This is a genomic window from Streptomyces tropicalis (assembly GCF_029269835.1).
GTDB classification, from domain to species: domain Bacteria; phylum Actinomycetota; class Actinomycetes; order Streptomycetales; family Streptomycetaceae; genus Streptomyces; species Streptomyces tropicalis.
In genome coordinates, this window is record NZ_JARJBB010000019.1 from 19,295 (window position 1) to 37,709 (window position 18,415).

Genomic DNA, 18,415 nt, shown 5'->3' on the forward strand with positions numbered 1-18,415 from the left:
TGCCGCCGTGTTGAGCGCGCCGGGGCCCGGTGGTCCGCGCGCCGACGGGAGGCGCGGGCCCAGGACGCCGTGCCGCGCCGGACCCACGGGCCCGCCCCGGTGCCGCGTATGGCGTAAGCGGACGGGTGCCGCCGGTCCCACCGATGAGTTGCGCCGCTCCCGGCGGTCCACCCTGGGAGGGAGATCCGCAGTGGACGAGGAGTGGACGGATGGAGCAGTCGATGAGCGATCCGATCGTCGACCTGGGCCCGCAGGCCCGGATCGTGGCCCGGCTGGCGGAGGAGGTGCGTGACCACCAGCTCGGCGCGCGGACGCCGTGCCCGGACTGCGCGGTGCGCAACCTGCTCGGGCACCTGCTGGGACTGTCCGTGGCCTTCCGGGACGCCGGCCGCAAGCACCTGGGCGCGACCACGGACACCCGCCCGAACGTCGAGCTGCCGGACATCGGACCCGGCTGGCGGGAGGAGCTGCCCGAGGCGCTCGACGCGCTCGCCGAGGCCTGGCGCGACCCGGCCGCCTGGACCGGCGCGACCCGGGCGGGCGGGGTGGACCTGCCGGGCGCGGTGGCCGGCGCGGTGGCCGCCGACGAGCTGGTGATCCACGGCTGGGACCTGGCCCGCGCCGTCGGCCGGCCGTACGAGCCGGACCCGGCCGCCCTGCGGGCGGCGTACGGCTTCCTGGTGACGGCCGTCGACGCCCCGAACCGGGGGAGCGGCCTCTTCGGGCCGGTCGTGCCGGTGCCGGAGGACGCCCCGCTGCTGGACCGTGCGATCGGCCTCAGCGGGCGCGACCCGCAGTGGAAGGCGTGAGCGGGGACGGGCGGACGCCGCGGTGGCCGCGCCGCGCCCCGCGGTGATCGTGCGCCCCGCAGCGGTCGTGCGCGCCCGGGCGGGCGGGCGCGTCACGGTGAACGTGCGCGTGACGGCGGGCGCGCGACCCGCGGCATGTGCGCCGCGCCCTGGGGCGGGTGAGCGGGAAGGGGCCGAAGAGGCAGAACCGGCCGAACGGGCCGAAACGGTGAGCGGCCGGGGGCGTGCGGCCGTACGCTCCCCGGCATGCCCCTGAGCCTCACCGTCCTCGGCGCCGCCTCCCCGCATCCGGGCCCCGGCCGCCCGTGCTCGGGGTACCTGGTGCGCGGCGGCGGCGCCGAGGTCTGGGTGGACGCCGGGCCGGGCACCTTCGCCGAGCTCCAGCGGCACACCGACCCGGCCCGGCTCACCGCGATATGGATCTCCCACCTCCACGCGGACCACAGTGCCGACCTGCTCGCGGCGGTGTACGCCTACGCGTTCGGCGGGCTCACCCCGCCGGTCCCGGTCCCGGTGTACGCGCCCGCCGACCTGCCCCGGAGGCTGGCCGGCTTCCTCGGCCGGCCCGATGCGGCCTTCCTCGGCGGCGTCCTCGACTTCCGGCCGCTGTACGACGGCCACGAGGTCCGGCACTGGAACCTGCGCCTGACCGCCCGCGCCGTCGCCCACGGCACGGAGGCCTACGGACTGCGCGCCGAGTCCCAGGGCAGCGTCCTCGCCTACTCGGGCGACAGCGGTCCCTGCGACGCGCTCACCGAACTCGCCCACCACGCCGACGTCTTCCTGTGCGAGGCCGATCTCGACCGGCACCGCGACGGCGCCCGCCCGGTGCATCTGACGCCCGAGGACGCGGGCGCCCACGCCAAGGGCGCCCGCACCCTCGTCGTCACCCACGTGGGCCCCGGGCTCACCCGCGAGTCGGCCGTGGACCGCGCCGCCGCGGTGTTCGGCGGCCGCACCACCGCGGCCAGGGAAGGCGGGACCACGACGTTCTGACGCGCCGTTCCCCTGCTGCCCGCCGTCGGTGGCCGGCCGGGGAAGTGGCGGGTCCCGCGGGCGGCCGCGCCCCCGTGAAGGAATTGCGTATCGATCGGGTAACGCCCCTCGCATCCGTGTGCGTGATGCGCGTAGACAGTGCACGACCTGGTGCATCAACCACCAAACCAGATCCGGAGATTCCATGCGGAAGTCCCTCAGAGCGGCTGCGGTCGTCGCCAGTTGTGCCCTCGCCGGCGGCGCCCTCTACGGCGCGGGAGCGGCCACGGCCGGGCAGTCGACGGCCAACTCCACCCACGAGCCCTACAACATCGGGCTCCTGGTCAAGGACATCGACACCTACTACGGCACCACGGCCGACAGCAACGGCGTGTACCAGGCGTCCCCGGACAGCCCGTACGCCAGGGACCTGGCGCGCGTCGACGCCGACGCCCGGCGCTGGGTGGACAAGGCCGCGCGCAAGGCCCACCACCGGGGCGAGAAGGCGGCCGTCGTCTTCGACATCGACGACACGCTCCTCCTCAGCCTCGACTACGAGAAGCGCTACAACTACACGTACAACTCGGCCACCTGGGCCGCGTACGTGAACCAGGCCGACCGCCCGGCCGTCTTCGGCAGCCCCGAGCTGGTGCAGTACGCCGCCAAGAAGGGCGTCGAGGTCTTCTACAACTCCGGTCTGAGCGAGGCCCAGCGCTCCGCCGCGGTCGCGAACCTGAAGAAGATCGGCGCCGACGTGAACCTCGACGCCGGCCACATGTTCCTCAAGGACGCGGCCAACCCGCCGTCGTACCTGAGCGACTGCGCCACGCCGGGTTCCTGGAAGTGCACCACCGTCCAGTACAAGTCCGGCACCCGCAAGCACATCGAGGACCTCGGGTACGACATCGTCGCCAACTTCGGCGACCAGTACTCGGACCTCGACGGCGGCCACGCCGACCGCACGTACAAGCTGCCGAACCCGACGTACTTCGTCGGCTAGGGACGTCCTTCCGGACACCCCGGTGTCCCGGGGCGGGCGCGCACCCCGGTGCGCGCCCGCCCCGGACCGGCGGGAGCGCGCTGATTCCGTAACACGGAGAAAACCTGAAACCGGTCCGGCATGGGAACAATCCAGCCAGCATCCGCACCGCGATCGTTCAGGCAGCGAGGAGCGCCGTCCATGTCCGAAACGCAGAAGGTGACCGACCGGCCGAGCGGCCCGCCCCGCCCCGCGGGCGGCCTCGACCGCTACTTCCGGATCTCCGAACGGGGTTCCACCCTGGGCCGGGAGATACGCGGCGGCTTCGCCACGTTCTTCACCATGGCCTACATCCTGGTCCTGAACCCGATCATCCTGGGCAGCGCCAAGGACAAGTTCGGCCACCAGCTGGACACCGGCCAACTGGTCACCGCCACCGCCCTGGTGGCCTGCGTGATGACCGTCGTGATGGGCGTCGGCGGCAACCTGCCGCTCGCCGTCGCCGCGGGGCTCGGCCTGAACGCGGTGGTCGCCTTCCAGCTCGCCCCGTTGATGAGCTGGGCCGACGCGATGGGTCTCGTCGTCATCGAGGGCGTCCTGATCTGCGTCCTGGTGCTCACCGGCCTGCGCGAGGCGATCATGAACGCCATCCCGCAGCAGCTCAAGCAGGCCATCGGTGTGGGCATCGGCCTGTTCATCGCCTTCATCGGCTTCGTCGACGCCGGTTTCGTCAGCCGCATCCCGGACGCGGCGCACAGCACCGTGCCGGTGCAGCTCGGCGCGGTGGGCCGGCTCACCGGCTGGCCCGTGCTGGTCTTCTGCCTCGGCGTGCTGCTCACCATCGCCCTCCTCGCCCGCCGGGTGAAGGGCGCCATCCTGATCAGCATCGTCACCATGACGGCCGTGGCCGTCGTCATCGACGCGGTCGCCGACGTGAAGAGCTGGGGCCTGACCACCCCGAAGCTGCCCGACACCCTCGTGGCCGCCCCCGACTTCGGGCTCGTCGGGCACTTCAGCGTCTTCGGTGCGTTCGGCGAGACCGGCGCGATCACCGTCGTCCTGCTCGTCTTCACGCTGGTCCTGTCGGACTTCTTCGACGCCATGGGCACCATCGTCGGCATCAGCGCGGAGGCCGGCCTCCTCGACGAGCAGGGCCAGGTCCCGGGCATCGGCCGCGTGCTGTTCATCGACGGCGCCGCCGCGATCGCCGGCGGAGTGGGCTCCGCATCCTCCAACACCGCCTACATCGAGTCCGCGGCCGGGGTCGGCGAGGGCGCGCGCACCGGCTTCGCCAACCTGGTGACCGGCGGCCTGTTCGGTCTCGCGCTCTTCCTGACGCCGCTGCTGACGATCGTCCCGCTCCAGGCCGCCGCGCCCGCCCTGATCGCGGTGGGCTTCCTGATGATGACGCACGTCAAGCACATCGACTGGGACCGCTACGAGATCGCGATCCCCGCGTTCCTCACCATCGCCGCGATGCCCTTCACGTACTCCATCACCGACGGCATCGGCGCCGGCTTCCTGTCGTACGTGGTCGTGAAGACGGTCCTCGGCAAGGCGCGGGAGGTCAACGGGCTGCTGTGGGCCGTCTCGGCGCTGTTCCTGGTCTACTTCGCGATCGACCCCGTCGAGCAGCTCCTCGGCGTGAAGTGAGGCGACGGGGCGGCCCGCGCGGGGCCGCCCCGTCCTTCCGCCCGTGGTCCCAGTCCTTCAGCGCGGCCTTCATCATCGCCCGCGCCACCGGTGCCGCGAGGCCGTTGCCGCTGACCTCGGAGCGGGCCGCGTCCGACTGGGGACGTGTCCGGCGTGCGGCCGTCCCGTCACGCACGGTGCGGGCCGCCCCGCCGGCGGCGCCCGCCGTCAGCCGCGCAGGACCAGCACCACCTCGTCGATCTCCTCGCCGCGCGCCTCGGCCCAGCCCCGGGCCAGGGCCGACTCCCGGAAGCCGCACTTCGCCAGCACCCGGAGCGAGCCGGCGTTGTCGGCGGCCGCCCGCGCGTACAGCGGGCGCTCGGGGACCTCGGCCAGGAGCGCGCGCAGCGCGGCCGTGGCGATGCCCCGTCCCCAGAAGGCGCGGTCCACCCAGTAGGTGACCTCCCGCTCTCCCGGATCCCCGTACACCGCGGCGCTGCCGACCACGTCCCCGTCGGCCAGGACCGTGCGCAGCACGTCCCCGGAGGCGCGCACCCGGGCCCAGCGCGCGTCGAAGGCGTCCCGGTCGGCCGGGTCCTTCGGGGCGAAGGCGGCCATCCGCAGCGCCTCCGGGTCGTTCATCTGCCGGAAGAAGACGGGCAGGTCGCTGTCGTGGACCTCGCGCAGCGCGATCTCCATCGTTCAGAGCCTCCGGGTGGCGAGAATCAGTCGGTCGCGGGCGTCGAGCAGGGCGTCCTTCACGGTCTGCTCGTGGGCCGGGGTCAGGCGGGCCACCGGGACCGAGCAGCTGACCGCGTCGCGGGCCGGCGTGCGGTACGGGACGGCCGTGCCGAAGCAGCGCAGCCCCAGCGTGTTCTCCTCGCGGTCCACGGCGAAGCCCTGGTCCCGGATCCGGTGCAGTTCCTCGATGAGCTGCTCGCGGTCCGTGATCGTGTGCTCGGTGAGCGCCGGCAGCGTCCCGGGCAGCAGGGAGCGGACCTGCTCGTCGTCGTGGGTGCTCAGCAGCGCCTTGCCCAGGGCGGTGGAGTGGGCGGGCAGTCGGCGCCCCACCCGGGTGAAGGGGCGCAGGTGGTGCTGCGACGGGCGGGTGGCCAGGTGGACGACGTCGGTGCCGTCCAGACGGGCCAGGTGCACGGTCTCGGCGGTGTCGTCCGACAGCCGGTCCAGAGCCGGCCGGGCCGCCGCGACCACCTCGTCGCCGTCGACGTAGGACGTGCCGACCAGCAGGGCGCGCACCCCGATGCCGTACCGCGTGCCGGTGGCGTCGGTCTCCACCCAGCCGAGCTCGACCAGGGTGCGCAGCAGCATGTACAGGCTCGACTTGGGGTAACCCACGGCCTCCTGGACCGCCGCCAGGGAGTGCATGCCGGGCCGGCCGGCGAAGAACTCCAGCAGCTCCACCGTGCGCACCGCGGACTTGACCTGCGCGCCGCCGCCCGCCCCGTCCGCCGACATCGCCCACGACCCCTTCGTCCGACGAGAAGCTGGAGATATAGTCACCGGCAATCCATTCACCATCAAGGACGGCGTTCAATATATCGAACAGCCGTGGTGGGCAACCCGAATTCGGCCGGACACCGGGGCCGGTGACGCGGCAGGACGTGTGGAGGGAACCGCGGTGGCAGCAGCACCAGTCTGGAGTGTCGACCCCCGCAGCGGGAAGCGGCGGGAACAGGTCGCGGTGGAGGCCACGGACCAGGAGGTGGACGCCGTCGTCCGCGCCGCGCACGCGGCCCGCGGCGCCCTCGCCGACCGTGCGGTGCGCGCCGCGTTCCTGCGCGCCGCGGCGGACCGGCTGGAGGCCGCCCGGGACCAGCTCGTCGAGGCCGCGGACGCCGAGACCGCGCTCGGCCCGGTCCGCCTCACCGGCGAACTGGCCCGCACCTGCTACCAGTTGCGCTCACTGGCGGGCGTCGTCGAGGAGGGCGCGTTCCTCGACGTCGTCATCGACCATCCCGACGCCGCCGCGACCCCGCCGGTGCCCGACCTGCGCCGCATCAAGGTGCCCCTGGGCGTCGTCGCCGTCTACGCGGCCTCCAACTTCCCCTTCGCCTTCTCCGTCGCCGGCGGCGACACCGCGAGCGCGCTGGCCGCCGGCTGCCCGGTGGTCGTCAAGGCGCATCCCGGACACCCGGCCCTGTCCGAGCTGGTCGCCCATGTGGTGCGGGCCGCGGGCACGCGGCACGGCGTCCCGGGCAGCGCCCTCGGCCTGGTGCACGGCTTCGACGCCGGACTGGAGCTGGTCCGGCACCCGCGCGTCGCCGCCGCGGGCTTCACCGGATCGCTGGGCGGCGGCCGGGCCCTCTTCGACGCGGCCGCCGCCCGCCCGGTGCCCGTCCCCTTCCACGGCGAGCTGGGATCGCTGAACCCGGTCCTCGTCACCGAGGACGCGGCCGCGGAACGGGCCGAGGACATCGGCACGGGCCTGGGCGCGTCGATGACGCTGGGCGTCGGGCAGTTCTGCGTGAAGCCGGGCCTGGTGCTGGTCCCCGCGGGCGGGTCCGGCGACCGGCTGGTGAAGGCGCTGACGGACGCCGTCAGCGCCACCGAGCCGGGGGTCCTGCTCGACCGCCGGATGCGCGACGCCTTCCTCGCGGGGATCGCCGGGCGGGCCGCGCTGCCGGACGTGGAGTCGCCGGTCACGCCCGGGGCGGGCGGGGAGCACACGGTCGGCGCGGGCTTCCTGACGGTGCCCGCCCGCCGGCTCGCCGAGGAGGGCGTCCACGACCTGCTGCTGGAGGAGTGCTTCGGGCCGGTGACGGTCCTCGCCCGCTACGCCGACGAGGACGAGGCGTCCGCCGTCCTCGCCCGGCTGCCCGGCAACCTCACCGCGACCGTCCACCTGTCCGCACGGGAGGCGGCCGGCGAGGGGCGCGGCGCCGACGTCCTCGCCCGGCTGACGCCGCTCGCGGGACGGGTGCTGGTCGACGGCTGGCCGACGGGCGTGGCCGTGGCATCGGCCCAGCACCACGGCGGTCCCTACCCGGCGACCACCTCCACGTCGACGTCCGTGGGCGGCACCGCCGTCGAGCGGTGGCTGCGGCCCGTGGTCTACCAGGGGGTGCCCGAGGCACTGCTCCCGCCGGAGCTGCACGACGCCAACCCCCTCGGGCTGCCCCGCCGTTGCGACGGCACCCTGGAGCGGTGACCCGGTCCGCCGCGGCGTTCCCCGCCCGCCGGTCCCGCCGCGCCGCCTGAGAGGATCACCGGATGGACGTAGAGCTCCCGGTACTCCCCTTCGCGCTGCGCACGTACGGGCCCGACGGCCACTGGTCCTTCGAGGACGGCATCCTCACGGGGTGGGCCGGTTCCCGGCAGGACCGGTTCGTGCCGCCGACCGGGGAGGCGCTGGACCCGGCCTCCGACGCGCCGCGGCTGCTCGGCTCCCCGGTCGGGGACTTCCAGCTGATCGCCCGGGTCACCGTCGGCTTCAACTCGTCCTTCGACGCGGGCGCCCTCTACGTCCACGTGGGGGAGCGGGCCTGGGCCAAGCTCTGCCTGGAGTACTCCCCGGACGTGGCCACCGTCTGCACGGTGGTCACCCGGGGCCACTCCGACGACGCCAACTCCTTCACGGTGGACGGCAGTTCGGTCTGGCTGCGGGTGAGCCGCACCGGTCGCGCCTTCGCCTTCCACGCCTCCCGCGACGGCGAGCGCTGGACCTTCGTCCGGCTCTTCACCCTGGGCGGCGAGAAGGAGACGGAGGCCGCGCTGATCGGCTTCATGACGCAGGCGCCGCTGGGGGAGGGCTGCGTGGTGACGTACGACCACGTCGAGTTCCGCCCGCACTGGCCCGCGGACCTGCGCGACGGCCGCTGACCGGCTCCCCGCCGCGGGCGCCCGCGCAGGACGCCGCCTGGCCGGTGCGGGGGCGCCCGGGCCGGCGCGGGAACCGCGGAGCCGTCCCGGCGAGTCCTCCGCGGCATGATCCCTTCGCCCCGGCTCCCTCGTCGTCCGCACCGCCCGGCCCGCAGAGGCGGAGACCGTCGCCGGGCTGATGGTGCGCGCCCGCTCCACCTACTACCCGGACGGCCTCCCGGACCCCGGGACCGACTGGACGGCCCGCTGGCGGGAGGCCATCGGGCGTCCCGGCGGGCAGGTGCTGTGCGCGGTGGGCGACGGCGCGCTGCTGGGCGTCGCCTCCTTCCGCGTGCCCGAGGGCGCCCCGGCCGGCACGGTCACGCTGTTCCAGCTCCACGTCGAGCCGGGCCACTGGCGGGCCGGCATCGGCACCGCGCTGATGGCCGCGTGCCGGGAGCGGTGGCAGGCCGACGGGCTGCGGACGGCCGTGCTGGAGGTGCACGTCGGCAACCGGCGCGCCCAGGCCTTCTACGCCCGCCACGGCTGGGTCCCGGACGGGCACCCCGGCCCCGGCGACCACCACCTCGACCTGCGGCTGACCCCGACCGCGGAATGAAGCAGCCTGCTTGAACGTTCATGCACTGCGCGGAGGCGGTCTCCGCATCCGTACGAGCAGAAGAGAGCCGAGGACCATGCGCGTCGAGATCTGGAGCGACATCGCCTGCCCCTGGTGCTACGTGGGCAAGGCCCGCTTCGAGAAGGCGCTGGCGGCCTTCGCGCACCGCGACGAGATCGAGGTGGTGCACCGCTCCTTCGAGCTGGACCCGGACCGGACCAAGGGCGACGTGCAGCCCGTGCTCGGCCTGCTCGCCGCGAAGTACGGCATGAGCGAGGCGCAGGCGCAGGCGGGCGAGGACGACCTGGGGCGCCAGGCCGCCGCCGAGGGGCTGGAGTACCGCACGCGGGACCGCGACCACGGCAGCACCTTCGACATGCACCGCCTGCTGCACCTCGCCGCGGAGCGGGGCCGCCGGAGCGAGCTGCTCGACGCCCTCTACCGGGCCAACTTCGCCGAGGAGCGATCGGTGTTCGCCGACGACGAGCGGCTGGTGGAGCTGGCGGTCGCCGCCGGCCTCGACGCGGACGACGCCCGCCGGGTGCTCGCCGACCCGGCCGCGTACGCCGACGCGGTGCGTGCCGACGAGCAGGAGGCCGCGCAGCTCGGCGTCACCGGAGTGCCCTTCTTCGTGCTCGACCGCGCCTACGGCGTCTCCGGCGCCCAGCCCGCCGAGGTCTTCACCCGGGCACTGGAACAGGCATGGGGCGGACGCTCCCCGCTGACCCGGGTCACGGGCACCGACGCGGAGGCCTGCGGCCCCGACGGCTGCGCGGTGCCGCGGTCCTAGGTCGTGTCCGCACAGTCCCGTCTGCGACGCGACGTCGCGGACACGCCCTAGGCGTACTCGGGTCCGCCGTCGGGCGTCCGTGACCGCGGCGCGGGCGGGAATGCCGCGCCGCGGCCCGGCCGAACACGTGCGGAACGCCGATGGACGGGGCCCGCGTCACCCCCCACAGTGGTCCCATGGAGACCTTCGCGACCCTCGTCCGTGCCGAGTTCGCCCCGAGGACCATCTATCTGAACACCGCGAGCACCGGGCTGCTGCCGCGTCGTACCGTCGACGCCCTGAGCACCGCCGTGGAGTCGGCCGCCGCCGGGCAGCCGACCGACATGTTCGCGGACGTCGAGGCGGCCCGCGCCGCCTTCGCCCGGCTGGCCGGCGTTCCGGCCCGCCGGGTCGCGGCCGGCGCCTCGGTCGCGGTGTACAGCGGGCTGATCGCCGCCGCGCTGCCTGCGGGCGCCGAAGTCCTCACCGCCGAGGGCGACTTCAGCTCGGTGGTGAACCCCTTCCACGTCCGCGGCGACCTGAAGGTGCGCGCGGTGCCGCTGGAGCGGATCGCCGAGTCGGTGCGCCCCGGCACCGCGCTGGTCGCGGTGAGCGCCGCGCAGTCGGCCGACGGCCGGATCGCCGACCTGCCGGCCGTCGCGGCCGCCGCACGGACGCACGGCGCCCGCACCTACGTCGACGCCTCCCAGGCCGCGGGCTGGCTGGACCTCGACGCGGGCGCCCACGACTTCCTCGCGGCCGTCGGCTACAAGTGGCTGCTGTGCCCGCGCGGCGTGGCCTTCCTGACCGTCCCCGACGACCTCGGCGGCCTCGGTCCGCTGTTCGCCGGATGGGTCGCGGGCGAACGGCCCTGGGACAGCTGCTACGGGCCGGTGGAGGAACTCGCCCACTCCGCGCGGCGGTTCGACGAGAGCCCCGCGCTGTTCTCCTACGCCGGCGCCCGCCGCTCCCTGGAACTCGTCGAGGAGCTGGGCGTGGCCGCCGTACGGGCGCACGACCTCCGCCTCGCCGAGCGGTTCCGCGCCGGCCTGACGGACCTCGGCCACGAGCCCGTCCCCGCCCCCGGCGCGCCGATCGTCTCCGTCCCCGGGCTCGGGCACCGGCGCGAGGAGCTGAGCCGGGCGGGCATCGAGGTGTCCGACCGGGCGGGCCGGCTGCGCGCGGCCTTCCACCTGTACACCACGGAGGCCGACGTCGACCGCCTCCTGGCGGCCCTGGCCGGCTGACCGGACGCCGCCGGGCCGGTGCCCCCCGTCCCACACGAGGAGGCACCGGCCCGGCAGATCAGGGGGGCGGCTACTTCACCGGCGTGAAGTCACGCGCGCCGATGTAGTCCGGCCGGCGCACCGGCGCCGCGAACGGCTCCACCGCCGTGTTCTCCACACTGTTGAACACGATGAAGACGTTGCTGCGCGGGTACGGCGTGATGTTGTCGCCGGAGCCGTGCATGCAGTTGCAGTCGAACCACGTCGCCGAGCCGGCCCGCCCGGTGAAGAGCCTGATGCCGTGCTCGTCCGCGAACGTCGTCAGCGCCTTGTCCGAAGGCGTGCCCGCGTCCTGCATCTGCAGCGACTTCTTGTAGTTGTCCTTCGGCGTGGAGCCGGCGCAGCCGAGGAACGTCCGGTGCGACCCCGGCATGATCATCAGGCCGCCGTTGGTGTCGAGGTTCTCGGTCAGCGCGATCGACACGGACACGGTCCGCATGTTCGGCAGGCCGTCCTCGGCGTGCCAGGTCTCGAAGTCGGAGTGCCAGTAGAAGCCGCTCGCCCCGAAACCCGGCTTGACGTTGATCCGGGACTGGTGGACGTAGACGTCCGAACCGAGGATCTGCCGGGCCCGGCCGACCACCCGCTCGTCGCGCACGAGCCGGGCGAAGACCTCGCTGATCCGGTGCACCTCGAAGACCGAGCGGATCTCCTGCGAGGACGGCTCGACGATCGACCGGTCGTCCGCGCGGATCGCCGGGTCGGAGACCAGCCGGTCCAGCTCGCGCCGGTAGACGGCCACCTCGTCGTCGGTGATCAGCTGGTCGACGGCGAGGAAGCCGTCCCGCTCGTAGGCATGGAGGTCCGCGGCCGCGACCGGGCCCGGCGTGTCGGGGGCGCCCCACAGGACCGGGTCCTGCCGGGGGACGGCCACCTCCGTGGCGCCGCGGGTGGGGTACAGATCGGTGGGGGTGGGCTGGGTGGTCGTCGCGGCGGTCACGGTGGTCTCAGACCTCCTCGGTCAGCAGCGGGTAGACGCCGTTCTCGTCGTGGTCCTCCCGTCCGGTGACCGGCGGGTTGAACACGCAGATGCAGTGGAAGTCCTCCTTGACCTTGAGCGTGTGCCGCTCGTGGCCGTTCAGGAGGTACATGGTGCCGGGGGTGATCGTGTAGGTCTTCCCGGTCTCGCGGTCGGTCAGCTCGGCCTCGCCCTTGGTGCAGACGACGGCCTCGATGTGGTTGGCGTACCACATCGACGTCTCCGTACCCGCGTACAGGATCGTCTCGTGGACGGAGAAGCCGACCTTCTCCTTGGCCAGGACGATGCGCTTGCTCTCCCAGGTGCCGGACGCGGCCTTCACGTGCCGGTCGGTGCCCTCGATGTCCTTGAACGAACGGACGATCACGGTGTTGCCTGCCTCCTCGGTCCGGGCGGTCGTGCCCCGGTGTGCGGTGTACTCGTACTGCGGTGCTGCCGGTACTGCGGTGTTTCCCGTGCGGGGCCCGTCACACCGTCTCGCGGACGGCGCGGGCCAGGGTCTTCATGCCCTCGTCGAGTTCCTCGGGGGTGATGGTGAGCGCGGGCAGCAGCTTGACGACCTCGCTCTCGGGGCCCGAGGTCTCGATCAGCAGACCCAGCTCGAAGGCGCGCTTGGCGACCCGCCCCGCGCGGGCCTTGTCGTGGAACTCCAGACCCCAGACCAGGCCCCGGCCCCGGTACTCCTTGATGTCGGCGAGGTTCTCCTCGGTGATCGAGATGAGCCACTGCTCGACCTGCTCGCCCCGGGTGCGGGTCTGCTTCTCCATCGCGGCGCCGTCGGCCCAGTAGGTCTCCAGCGCGGCGGTGGCGGTGACGAAGGCGGGGTTGTTGCCGCGGAAGGTGCCGTTGTGCTCGCCCGGCTCCCAGACGTCCAGCTCGGGCTTGAACAGGCACAGCGACATCGGCAGCCCGTAGCCGCTGATCGACTTCGACACCGTGACGATGTCCGGCACGATCCCGGCCTCCTCGAAGGAGAAGAAGGCCCCGGTGCGCCCGCATCCCATCTGGATGTCGTCGACGATGAGCAGCATGTCCTGCCGCTCGCACAGCTCCTTGAGGGCGCGCAGCCACTCGGGCCGCGCTGCGTTGATGCCGCCCTCGCCCTGCACGGTCTCCACGATCACGGCGGCCGGCTTGTTGAGGCCGGAGCCCTGGTCCTCCAGGAGCCGCTCGAACCACAGGAAGTCGGGGACCTGGCCCTCGAAGTAGTTGTCGAACGGCATGGGGGTGCCGTGCACCAGGGGGATGCCCGCACCGGCGCGCTTGAAGGCGTTGCCGGTGACGGCGAGGGAGCCCAGCGACATGCCGTGGAAGGCGTTGGTGAACGACACGATGGCCTCGCGGCCCTTCACCTTCCGCGCGAGCTTCAGCGCGGACTCCACGGCGTTGGTGCCGGTCGGGCCCGGGAACATCACCTTGTACGGCAGGTCCCGCTGCCGCAGCACCAGATCCTGGAAGGTCTGCAGGAAGGAACGTTTCGCCACGGTGGACATGTCCAGTCCGTGGGTGACGCCGTCGCGCTCCAGGTAGTCGATCAGCGCGCGTTTCAGGACCGGGTTGTTGTGGCCGTAGTTGAGTGAGCCGGCGCCCGCGAAGAAGTCCAGGTACTCGTGGCCGTCCTCGTCGTACATGCGGCTGCCCTGCGCGCGGTCGAAGACGGTGGGCCAGCCGCGGCAGTAGCTGCGCACCTCGGACTCCACGGTCTCGAAGACGCTGAGGTCGGGCTGGGTGATGGTCACGTCGAATCGCTCCTCTGTGCGTGAGGGGTGGTGTGGGGAGATGCTGGTGCGGGCCAGGTCAGAAGGAGAGCGGTCCGATCCGGTAGAGGACCTCGGGGTCGTGCGGCCCGTCCGGGAACTGCTCGGTCGCGAACAGGACCTCGCGCTCGACGTCCGCGCCGTGGCGGGCGGCGTACGAGGTGAAGAGGCGCTCGGAGGCGGTGTTCCCGGGGGTGATCGTGGTCTCGACCTCGGTGAGCCCGCGCTCGGCGGCGACGCGGGCGGTGAGGGTGTCCAGCAACCGGGCGGCCAGGCCGCGGCCGCGCTGGGACGCGTCGACGGCCACCTGCCAGACGAGGAGGGTGTGCGGGCGGTCGGGCCGCACGTACCCCGTGACGAAGCCGACGGGCCGGCCGTCGGTCCCGCGTGCCACCGCGGACGTGGCGGCGAAGTCGCGGCACCACAGCAGATAGCTGTACGAGGAGTTCAGGTCGAGCGTCCCGGAGTCCTTCGCGATCCGCCACAGCCCGGCGCCGTCGGCGACGTCCGGGCGCTCGATACGCACGGTCTCCGGCAATTCGGTGTGGGGGGATTGCAGGTCTGCTTGTGCGGCGGTCATACGAATTGAACTTACCGAGCAGAATTCAAAAATGCATCGCCGCTCGGGGTTACGTGGCGGGCGCGTCTGTGTTATCGCGCGAGCGCACGGCCGCGTGAATCGAGGATCTATTGTCCAAATTTGCCCGGTTAATAAGGGACAAAAGGAGTGCGCTTGTGCAGTGTGTCACAGCCGCGCAATCTGCACGAGATCCCCCCGAATTCTGTGACCAGGACGACGTGTGGGATCTCCGTGTTTAGGGGAGGGATTACGGGGCAGAAGATTAAGGGAATCTACGTTAATTGCAATTCTAATTCATTGCCGTGTTTCTGTGTTTCCGTGTTCCGGTGCTCCCGCGCCCCTGCCGCACCGCCGGCCCGGGCGCCTTCGGTGCCTGCGCGGCGGAGCTAGGCGGACGGCGTCCGCCCGTGCCAGGCCGTGCGGGCCGTCTCCAGGGCCGCGTCGGGGGCGGTCGGGGTGCCGGTCTCCGCGAGGGCGGCGCCCAGGGCCTTCAGGGCGGCCTCGACCGTGCCGAGGGCCGCGTCGGGGCCGTAGTGGTTGACGCGGATCATCTCCCCGGCCAGCGCACCGCCGCCCGCGGCCAGCGGGACGGCCGGGTCGGCGCGCAGGGCCCGCGCCACCAGGTCGGAGGCGTCGGTCCCGGCGGGGGTGCGCAGGGTCGTCGCGACCGGGGCCGCCTCGTGGTCCTGGTGGACGTAGGGCGTGAGGCCCCCGCCCAGCGCCGGAGCGCCCGCCCGGGTCGCCGCGGCGGCCGCCCGGTGGACCGCCGTCACGGCGTCCAGCCCGGCCGTCTCGATGCGCTCGACGCACGCCTCCAGGGCCAGCATCTCCAGCTGTGCCGGGGCGTGCAGCAGGGCCGTGCGGCCGCCGTCGATCCAGCGCTCCTTCCAGTCCAGCAGGGACAGGTAGGAGCGGCGCGGTGCCCGCGGGTTGGCCGCCATCCGCGCCCACGCCCGCTCGCTCACCGACACCGCGGACACCCCGGCCGGGCCGCCCATCGCCTTCTGCGCCCCGATCACGCACAGGTCGACGCCCCAGGCGTCCGGCAGCACCGGCTCCGCGCCGACGGAGGCCACGGCGTCCAGGTAGAAGAGCGCCCCCTGCTCGCGCACCGCCTCGCCGATCGCGGGGACCGGGTTGGTGTTGCCGGTGGCCGCCTCCGCGTGCACCAGCGAGACGAAGTCGATCTCCGGGTGCTCCGCGAAGGCCTGCCGCACCTGGTCGGCCGTGACCGCGGTGTGGAAGGGCACCGGCAGGTCGACGACGGTGGCGCCGCAGTCCCGCAGCCAGTCGCCGAAGGTCTGCCCGTAGGGGCCGGTGACGATGTTCAGTGCGGTCGTGCCGGGGCCGGCCGCCGCGCGGATCGCGCCCTCCAGCGGCAGCAGCGCCTCGCCCTGCATGATCACGACGTCCTGCTCGGTGGCGAGCAGCCGTGCCACCCGGTCCTCGATCGAGGCGAAGCGGGCGGCGCTCAGCGGGGCGAGGTCCAGGTAGGGGTGGGTCACGGCGGTGCTCTCTTCTCGGTCGCGGGGCCGACCGGCTCGGCGGTGTCGGCGGTGTCGAGCGTAACCGGCCGTCCCGGCCCGGTTCCCACCGGTGACTTCGCAGGGCGGACGGTGTCGTTACCATGGGTTTGATTTGAGAGACCCAAACTTTTCCTTATAATCGGAACCCATACGTCCTCTGCAGTACGCATCCCTGATCCCCCACAGAGAGGTCGCCCCGTGATCACGCTCTCCGGGCGCCGGGCCCGCATCCTGGCCGCCACCACCGCTACGGCCGGGCTCGTGCTCGTGGCCGGCTGCACCTCGACGGGCAGCGGCGGCGGCGGCAAGACGGCCGGCGGCGTCGAGGTGGTCAAGGCCGGCCGGCTCACCACCTGCACCCACCTGCCGTACCCGCCCTTCCAGTCCGAGATCGGCGGCAAGGTCCAGGGCTTCGACGTCTCGCTGATCGACCTGGTCGCCAAGGACCTCGGCGTGAAGCAGCAGATCCTCGACACGCCCTTCGAGAACTTCAAGACCGGCGCGTTCCTCAACTCCGGCCAGTGCGACCTCGCCGCGGCCGGCATGACCATCACCGCCGAGCGCAAGAAGAACGTCGACTTCTCCGACCCGTACTTCAACGCCACCCAGGCGGTCCTGGTGGACAGGAAGAGCGGGGTCAACTCCTTCGCCGACATCAAGGCCAAGGGCAAGAAGCTCGGCACCCAGGCCCAGACCACCGGTGAGGACTACGCCAAGAAGAAGGGCTTCGACTCGATCTCCTTCGAGTCCTCCGACGCCCTCCTCAACGGCCTGCGCACCGGCCAGGTCCAGGCCGTCGTCATCGACTACCCGGTCGTCCAGGGCTGGCTGAAGGACAAGGCCAACGCCTCCGCCTTCAAGGTCGTCGACAACCTCGACACCGGCGAGCAGTACGGCTTCACGGTGAAGAAGGGCAACACCAGGCTCCTCGCCGCGATCAACAAGGCCATCGCCCACGCCAAGGCCGACGGCACGTACAAGAAGCTGTACGAGAAGTGGATCGGCCCCTACGACGCGGCCGCGGCCTCCCCCTCCGCGTCATGACCGGAGCCACCGGCACTCCCGTCGTGTCCGGCGGTCCGCGCGCCCGGCGCCTGACCAGGCGCCGGCGGCGCCAGCTGTCGCGGGCCGTCCAGTACGCCGTCTTCGTGGCCGCCGTGATCGCCTTCGCGGTCACGGCGGACTGGGGGCGGCTGCAGAACCAGTTCGCGCAGCCGGACATCGCCCGGCAGATGTTCCCCGACGTCATCACCCTGGCGCTGAAGAACACCGTGCTGTACACGGTGTCCGGCTTCGCCGTCGGCCTGGTGCTCGGCATGGTCATCGCGCTGATGCGGCTGTCGTCGGTGGGCCCCTACCGCTGGCTCGCCGGCGTCTACATCGAGATCTTCCGCGGACTGCCCGCCCTGCTGATCTTCATCTTCGTCGGGGTGGCCGTCCCGCTGGCGTTCCCCGGCACGGAGATCATCGGCGGGACCTACGGCAAGGTCGCCCTCGCGCTCGGACTGGTCTCCGCCGCCTACATGGCCGAGACGATCCGCGCGGGCATCCAGGCCGTGCCCAAGGGGCAGACGGAGGCGGCCCGCTCGCTCGGCTTCACGCCCGCCCGGGCCATGGTCTCGATCGTCGTCCCGCAGGCCTTCCGGATCATCCTGCCGCCGCTGACCAACGAGCTGGTCCAGCTCTTCAAGGACTCCTCGCTGGTGCTCTTCCTCGGTGTCACCCTGGAGGAGCGCGAGCTGTCGAAGTTCGGCCGGGACCTGGCCAGCACGACCGCCAACTCCACCCCGATCCTCGTCGCCGGCCTGTGCTACCTGCTGGTCACGATCCCGCTCGGCTTCGTGGCGCGCCGTATGGAGGCCAAGGCCCAGGAGGCCGTCAAGTGAGCACCCCCGAGATCCTCGTCCGGGACCTGCACAAGTCCTTCGGCGCCAACGAGGTGCTGCGCGGCATCGACCTGGAGGTCCGCCGGGGCGAGGTCGTCTGCGTCATCGGCCCCTCCGGCTCCGGCAAGTCCACGCTGCTGCGCTGCGTCAACCTGCTGGAGGAGCCCAGCCGGGGCCAGGTCCTCGTCGGGGGCACCGAACTGACCGACCCCGACGTCGACATCGACGCCGCCCGGCGCCGTATCGGCATGGTCTTCCAGCAGTTCAACCTGTTCCCGCACCTCACCGTGACCGAGAACCTCACCCTGCCGCAGCGGCGGGTGCTGAAGCGGGACAGGGCGAGCGCGGCGCGGATCGCCGCGGAGAACCTCCAGCGGGTGGGCCTGGCCGAGAAGGCGGACGCCTATCCGGCCGCCCTGTCCGGCGGCCAGCAGCAGCGGGTCGCCATCGCCCGCGCGCTCGCCATGGGACCCGAGGTGATGCTCTTCGACGAGCCGACCTCCGCGCTCGACCCCGAACTGGTCGGCGACGTCCTGGCCGTGATGCGCATGCTCGCCGACGAGGGCATGACGATGATGGTCGTCACCCACGAGATGACCTTCGCACGCGAGGTCGCCGACCGCGTCGTGTTCATGGACGGCGGCGTGGTCGTCGAGGACGGCACCCCGGAACAGGTCATCGGCGACCCGGGCCACGAGCGCACGCGCCACTTCCTCTCCCGCCTCCTGGACCCGGCGATGGCCGAGATGGAGCAGGAGAGCCCCGACCGGGCCGACCGCTGACGCGCGGACGTCACTAA

The 18,415-nt window shown here is 72.8% G+C and carries 18 protein-coding genes and 1 pseudogene; 12 read left to right on the forward strand and 7 right to left on the reverse strand.

Going from position 1 to position 18,415, the window contains the following annotated elements; genetic code table 11:
- The first annotated feature begins 221 nt into the window (after positions 1-221).
- From P3H78_RS26705 to P3H78_RS26720, 4 genes are all read left to right on the forward strand, one after another.
- Complete coding sequence (locus P3H78_RS26705) at positions 222-809, forward strand: TIGR03086 family metal-binding protein (protein ID WP_276111726.1); 588 nt, start codon at positions 222-224, stop codon at positions 807-809.
- Positions 810-1,055: 246 nt separating this feature from the next.
- Positions 1,056-1,805, forward strand: a complete 750-nt coding sequence (locus P3H78_RS26710) for an MBL fold metallo-hydrolase (RefSeq protein WP_276111727.1) — start codon at positions 1,056-1,058, stop codon at positions 1,803-1,805.
- Positions 1,806-1,989: 184 nt separating this feature from the next.
- Positions 1,990-2,784 (forward strand): HAD family acid phosphatase, encoded by a 795-nt coding sequence (locus tag P3H78_RS26715; RefSeq protein ID WP_276111728.1) that lies wholly within the window; start codon positions 1,990-1,992, stop codon positions 2,782-2,784.
- A gap of 180 nt (positions 2,785-2,964) precedes the next feature.
- Entirely contained in the window at positions 2,965-4,416 is a 1,452-nt protein-coding gene (locus P3H78_RS26720) for an NCS2 family permease (RefSeq protein ID WP_276111729.1), read from the forward strand.
- A gap of 207 nt (positions 4,417-4,623) precedes the next feature.
- Here P3H78_RS26720 and P3H78_RS26725 read toward each other — a convergent pair whose 3' ends face one another.
- A complete protein-coding gene (locus P3H78_RS26725; protein WP_276111730.1) occupies positions 4,624-5,094 on the reverse strand; it encodes a GNAT family N-acetyltransferase in 471 nt (156 codons plus the stop codon).
- 3 nt (positions 5,095-5,097) lie between these two features.
- The gene (locus P3H78_RS26730; protein WP_276111731.1) at positions 5,098-5,871 is read right to left on the reverse strand and encodes an IclR family transcriptional regulator; all 774 of its coding nucleotides are present in this window, start codon (positions 5,869-5,871) and stop codon (positions 5,098-5,100) included.
- A gap of 163 nt (positions 5,872-6,034) precedes the next feature.
- Here P3H78_RS26730 and P3H78_RS26735 point away from each other — a divergent pair, with 163 nt between their 5' ends.
- The 5 genes and pseudogenes from P3H78_RS26735 to P3H78_RS26755 all read left to right on the forward strand — a co-directional run bounded on the left by P3H78_RS26735 (position 6,035) and on the right by P3H78_RS26755 (position 10,849).
- On the forward strand, positions 6,035-7,564 hold the full coding sequence (locus tag P3H78_RS26735; RefSeq protein ID WP_276111732.1) for an aldehyde dehydrogenase (NADP(+)): 1,530 nt from the start codon (positions 6,035-6,037) through the stop codon (positions 7,562-7,564).
- Between the two features lie 62 nt (positions 7,565-7,626).
- Positions 7,627-8,235 (forward strand): DUF1349 domain-containing protein, encoded by a 609-nt coding sequence (locus P3H78_RS26740; RefSeq protein ID WP_276111733.1) that lies wholly within the window; start codon positions 7,627-7,629, stop codon positions 8,233-8,235.
- 130 nt (positions 8,236-8,365) lie between these two features.
- A pseudogene (locus P3H78_RS26745) lies at positions 8,366-8,833 on the forward strand (GNAT family N-acetyltransferase); the annotation flags it as partial.
- Between the two features lie 76 nt (positions 8,834-8,909).
- Positions 8,910-9,623 carry a DsbA family oxidoreductase gene (locus P3H78_RS26750; protein WP_276111734.1) on the forward strand — a complete coding sequence of 238 codons (714 nt, stop codon included), beginning with the start codon at positions 8,910-8,912 and terminating at the stop codon, positions 9,621-9,623.
- A gap of 176 nt (positions 9,624-9,799) precedes the next feature.
- The gene (locus P3H78_RS26755) at positions 9,800-10,849 is read left to right on the forward strand and encodes an aminotransferase class V-fold PLP-dependent enzyme (protein ID WP_276111735.1); all 1,050 of its coding nucleotides are present in this window, start codon (positions 9,800-9,802) and stop codon (positions 10,847-10,849) included.
- A gap of 70 nt (positions 10,850-10,919) precedes the next feature.
- On the opposite strand, the gene thpD is transcribed toward P3H78_RS26755, so the two are convergent.
- From thpD to P3H78_RS26780, 5 genes are all read right to left on the reverse strand, one after another.
- A complete protein-coding gene (thpD, locus tag P3H78_RS26760) occupies positions 10,920-11,828 on the reverse strand; it encodes an ectoine hydroxylase (RefSeq protein WP_276111736.1) in 909 nt (302 codons plus the stop codon).
- A gap of 7 nt (positions 11,829-11,835) precedes the next feature.
- Positions 11,836-12,234, reverse strand: a complete 399-nt coding sequence (locus tag P3H78_RS26765; protein ID WP_276111737.1) for an ectoine synthase — start codon at positions 12,232-12,234, stop codon at positions 11,836-11,838.
- 100 nt (positions 12,235-12,334) lie between these two features.
- A complete protein-coding gene (gene ectB, locus P3H78_RS26770; RefSeq protein WP_276111738.1) occupies positions 12,335-13,606 on the reverse strand; it encodes a diaminobutyrate--2-oxoglutarate transaminase in 1,272 nt (423 codons plus the stop codon).
- Positions 13,607-13,664: 58 nt separating this feature from the next.
- Complete coding sequence (gene ectA, locus P3H78_RS26775; protein ID WP_276111739.1) at positions 13,665-14,204, reverse strand: diaminobutyrate acetyltransferase; 540 nt, start codon at positions 14,202-14,204, stop codon at positions 13,665-13,667.
- Positions 14,205-14,590: 386 nt separating this feature from the next.
- On the reverse strand, positions 14,591-15,709 hold the full coding sequence (locus tag P3H78_RS26780) for a pyridoxal-phosphate-dependent aminotransferase family protein (protein WP_276111740.1): 1,119 nt from the start codon (positions 15,707-15,709) through the stop codon (positions 14,591-14,593).
- Positions 15,710-15,928: 219 nt separating this feature from the next.
- Here P3H78_RS26780 and P3H78_RS26785 point away from each other — a divergent pair, with 219 nt between their 5' ends.
- The 3 genes from P3H78_RS26785 to P3H78_RS26795 are packed head-to-tail and all read left to right on the forward strand — an operon-like array spanning position 15,929 to position 18,398.
- A complete protein-coding gene (locus tag P3H78_RS26785; RefSeq protein ID WP_276111741.1) occupies positions 15,929-16,774 on the forward strand; it encodes a transporter substrate-binding domain-containing protein in 846 nt (281 codons plus the stop codon).
- The gene (locus P3H78_RS26790) at positions 16,771-17,616 is read left to right on the forward strand and encodes an amino acid ABC transporter permease (RefSeq protein ID WP_276111742.1); all 846 of its coding nucleotides are present in this window, start codon (positions 16,771-16,773) and stop codon (positions 17,614-17,616) included. The genes P3H78_RS26785 and P3H78_RS26790 overlap by 4 nt, the downstream gene beginning before the upstream one ends.
- Positions 17,613-18,398, forward strand: coding sequence for an amino acid ABC transporter ATP-binding protein (locus P3H78_RS26795; protein WP_276111743.1), 786 nt, complete (start codon positions 17,613-17,615; stop codon positions 18,396-18,398). Before P3H78_RS26790 ends, P3H78_RS26795 begins: the two co-directional genes overlap by 4 nt.
- Positions 18,399-18,415 lie beyond the last annotated feature (17 nt).

Bases quoted from the DNA above. Each gene is read 5' to 3' on its own strand.
- P3H78_RS26755 (WP_276111735.1), top strand. From the start codon at position 9,800: ATGGAGACCTTCGCGACCCTCGTCCGTGCCGAGTTCGCCCCGAGGACC.
- P3H78_RS26725 (WP_276111730.1), bottom strand. From the start codon at position 5,094: ATGGAGATCGCGCTGCGCGAGGTCCACGACAGCGACCTGCCCGTCTTC.
- P3H78_RS26715 (WP_276111728.1), top strand. From the start codon at position 1,990: ATGCGGAAGTCCCTCAGAGCGGCTGCGGTCGTCGCCAGTTGTGCCCTC.
- P3H78_RS26710 (WP_276111727.1), top strand. From the start codon at position 1,056: ATGCCCCTGAGCCTCACCGTCCTCGGCGCCGCCTCCCCGCATCCGGGC.
- P3H78_RS26740 (WP_276111733.1), top strand. From the start codon at position 7,627: ATGGACGTAGAGCTCCCGGTACTCCCCTTCGCGCTGCGCACGTACGGG.
- P3H78_RS26720 (WP_276111729.1), top strand. From the start codon at position 2,965: ATGTCCGAAACGCAGAAGGTGACCGACCGGCCGAGCGGCCCGCCCCGC.
- ectA (WP_276111739.1), bottom strand. From the start codon at position 14,204: ATGACCGCCGCACAAGCAGACCTGCAATCCCCCCACACCGAATTGCCG.
- P3H78_RS26790 (WP_276111742.1), top strand. From the start codon at position 16,771: ATGACCGGAGCCACCGGCACTCCCGTCGTGTCCGGCGGTCCGCGCGCC.
- P3H78_RS26750 (WP_276111734.1), top strand. From the start codon at position 8,910: ATGCGCGTCGAGATCTGGAGCGACATCGCCTGCCCCTGGTGCTACGTG.
- P3H78_RS26730 (WP_276111731.1), bottom strand. From the start codon at position 5,871: ATGTCGGCGGACGGGGCGGGCGGCGGCGCGCAGGTCAAGTCCGCGGTG.
- P3H78_RS26705 (WP_276111726.1), top strand. From the start codon at position 222: ATGAGCGATCCGATCGTCGACCTGGGCCCGCAGGCCCGGATCGTGGCC.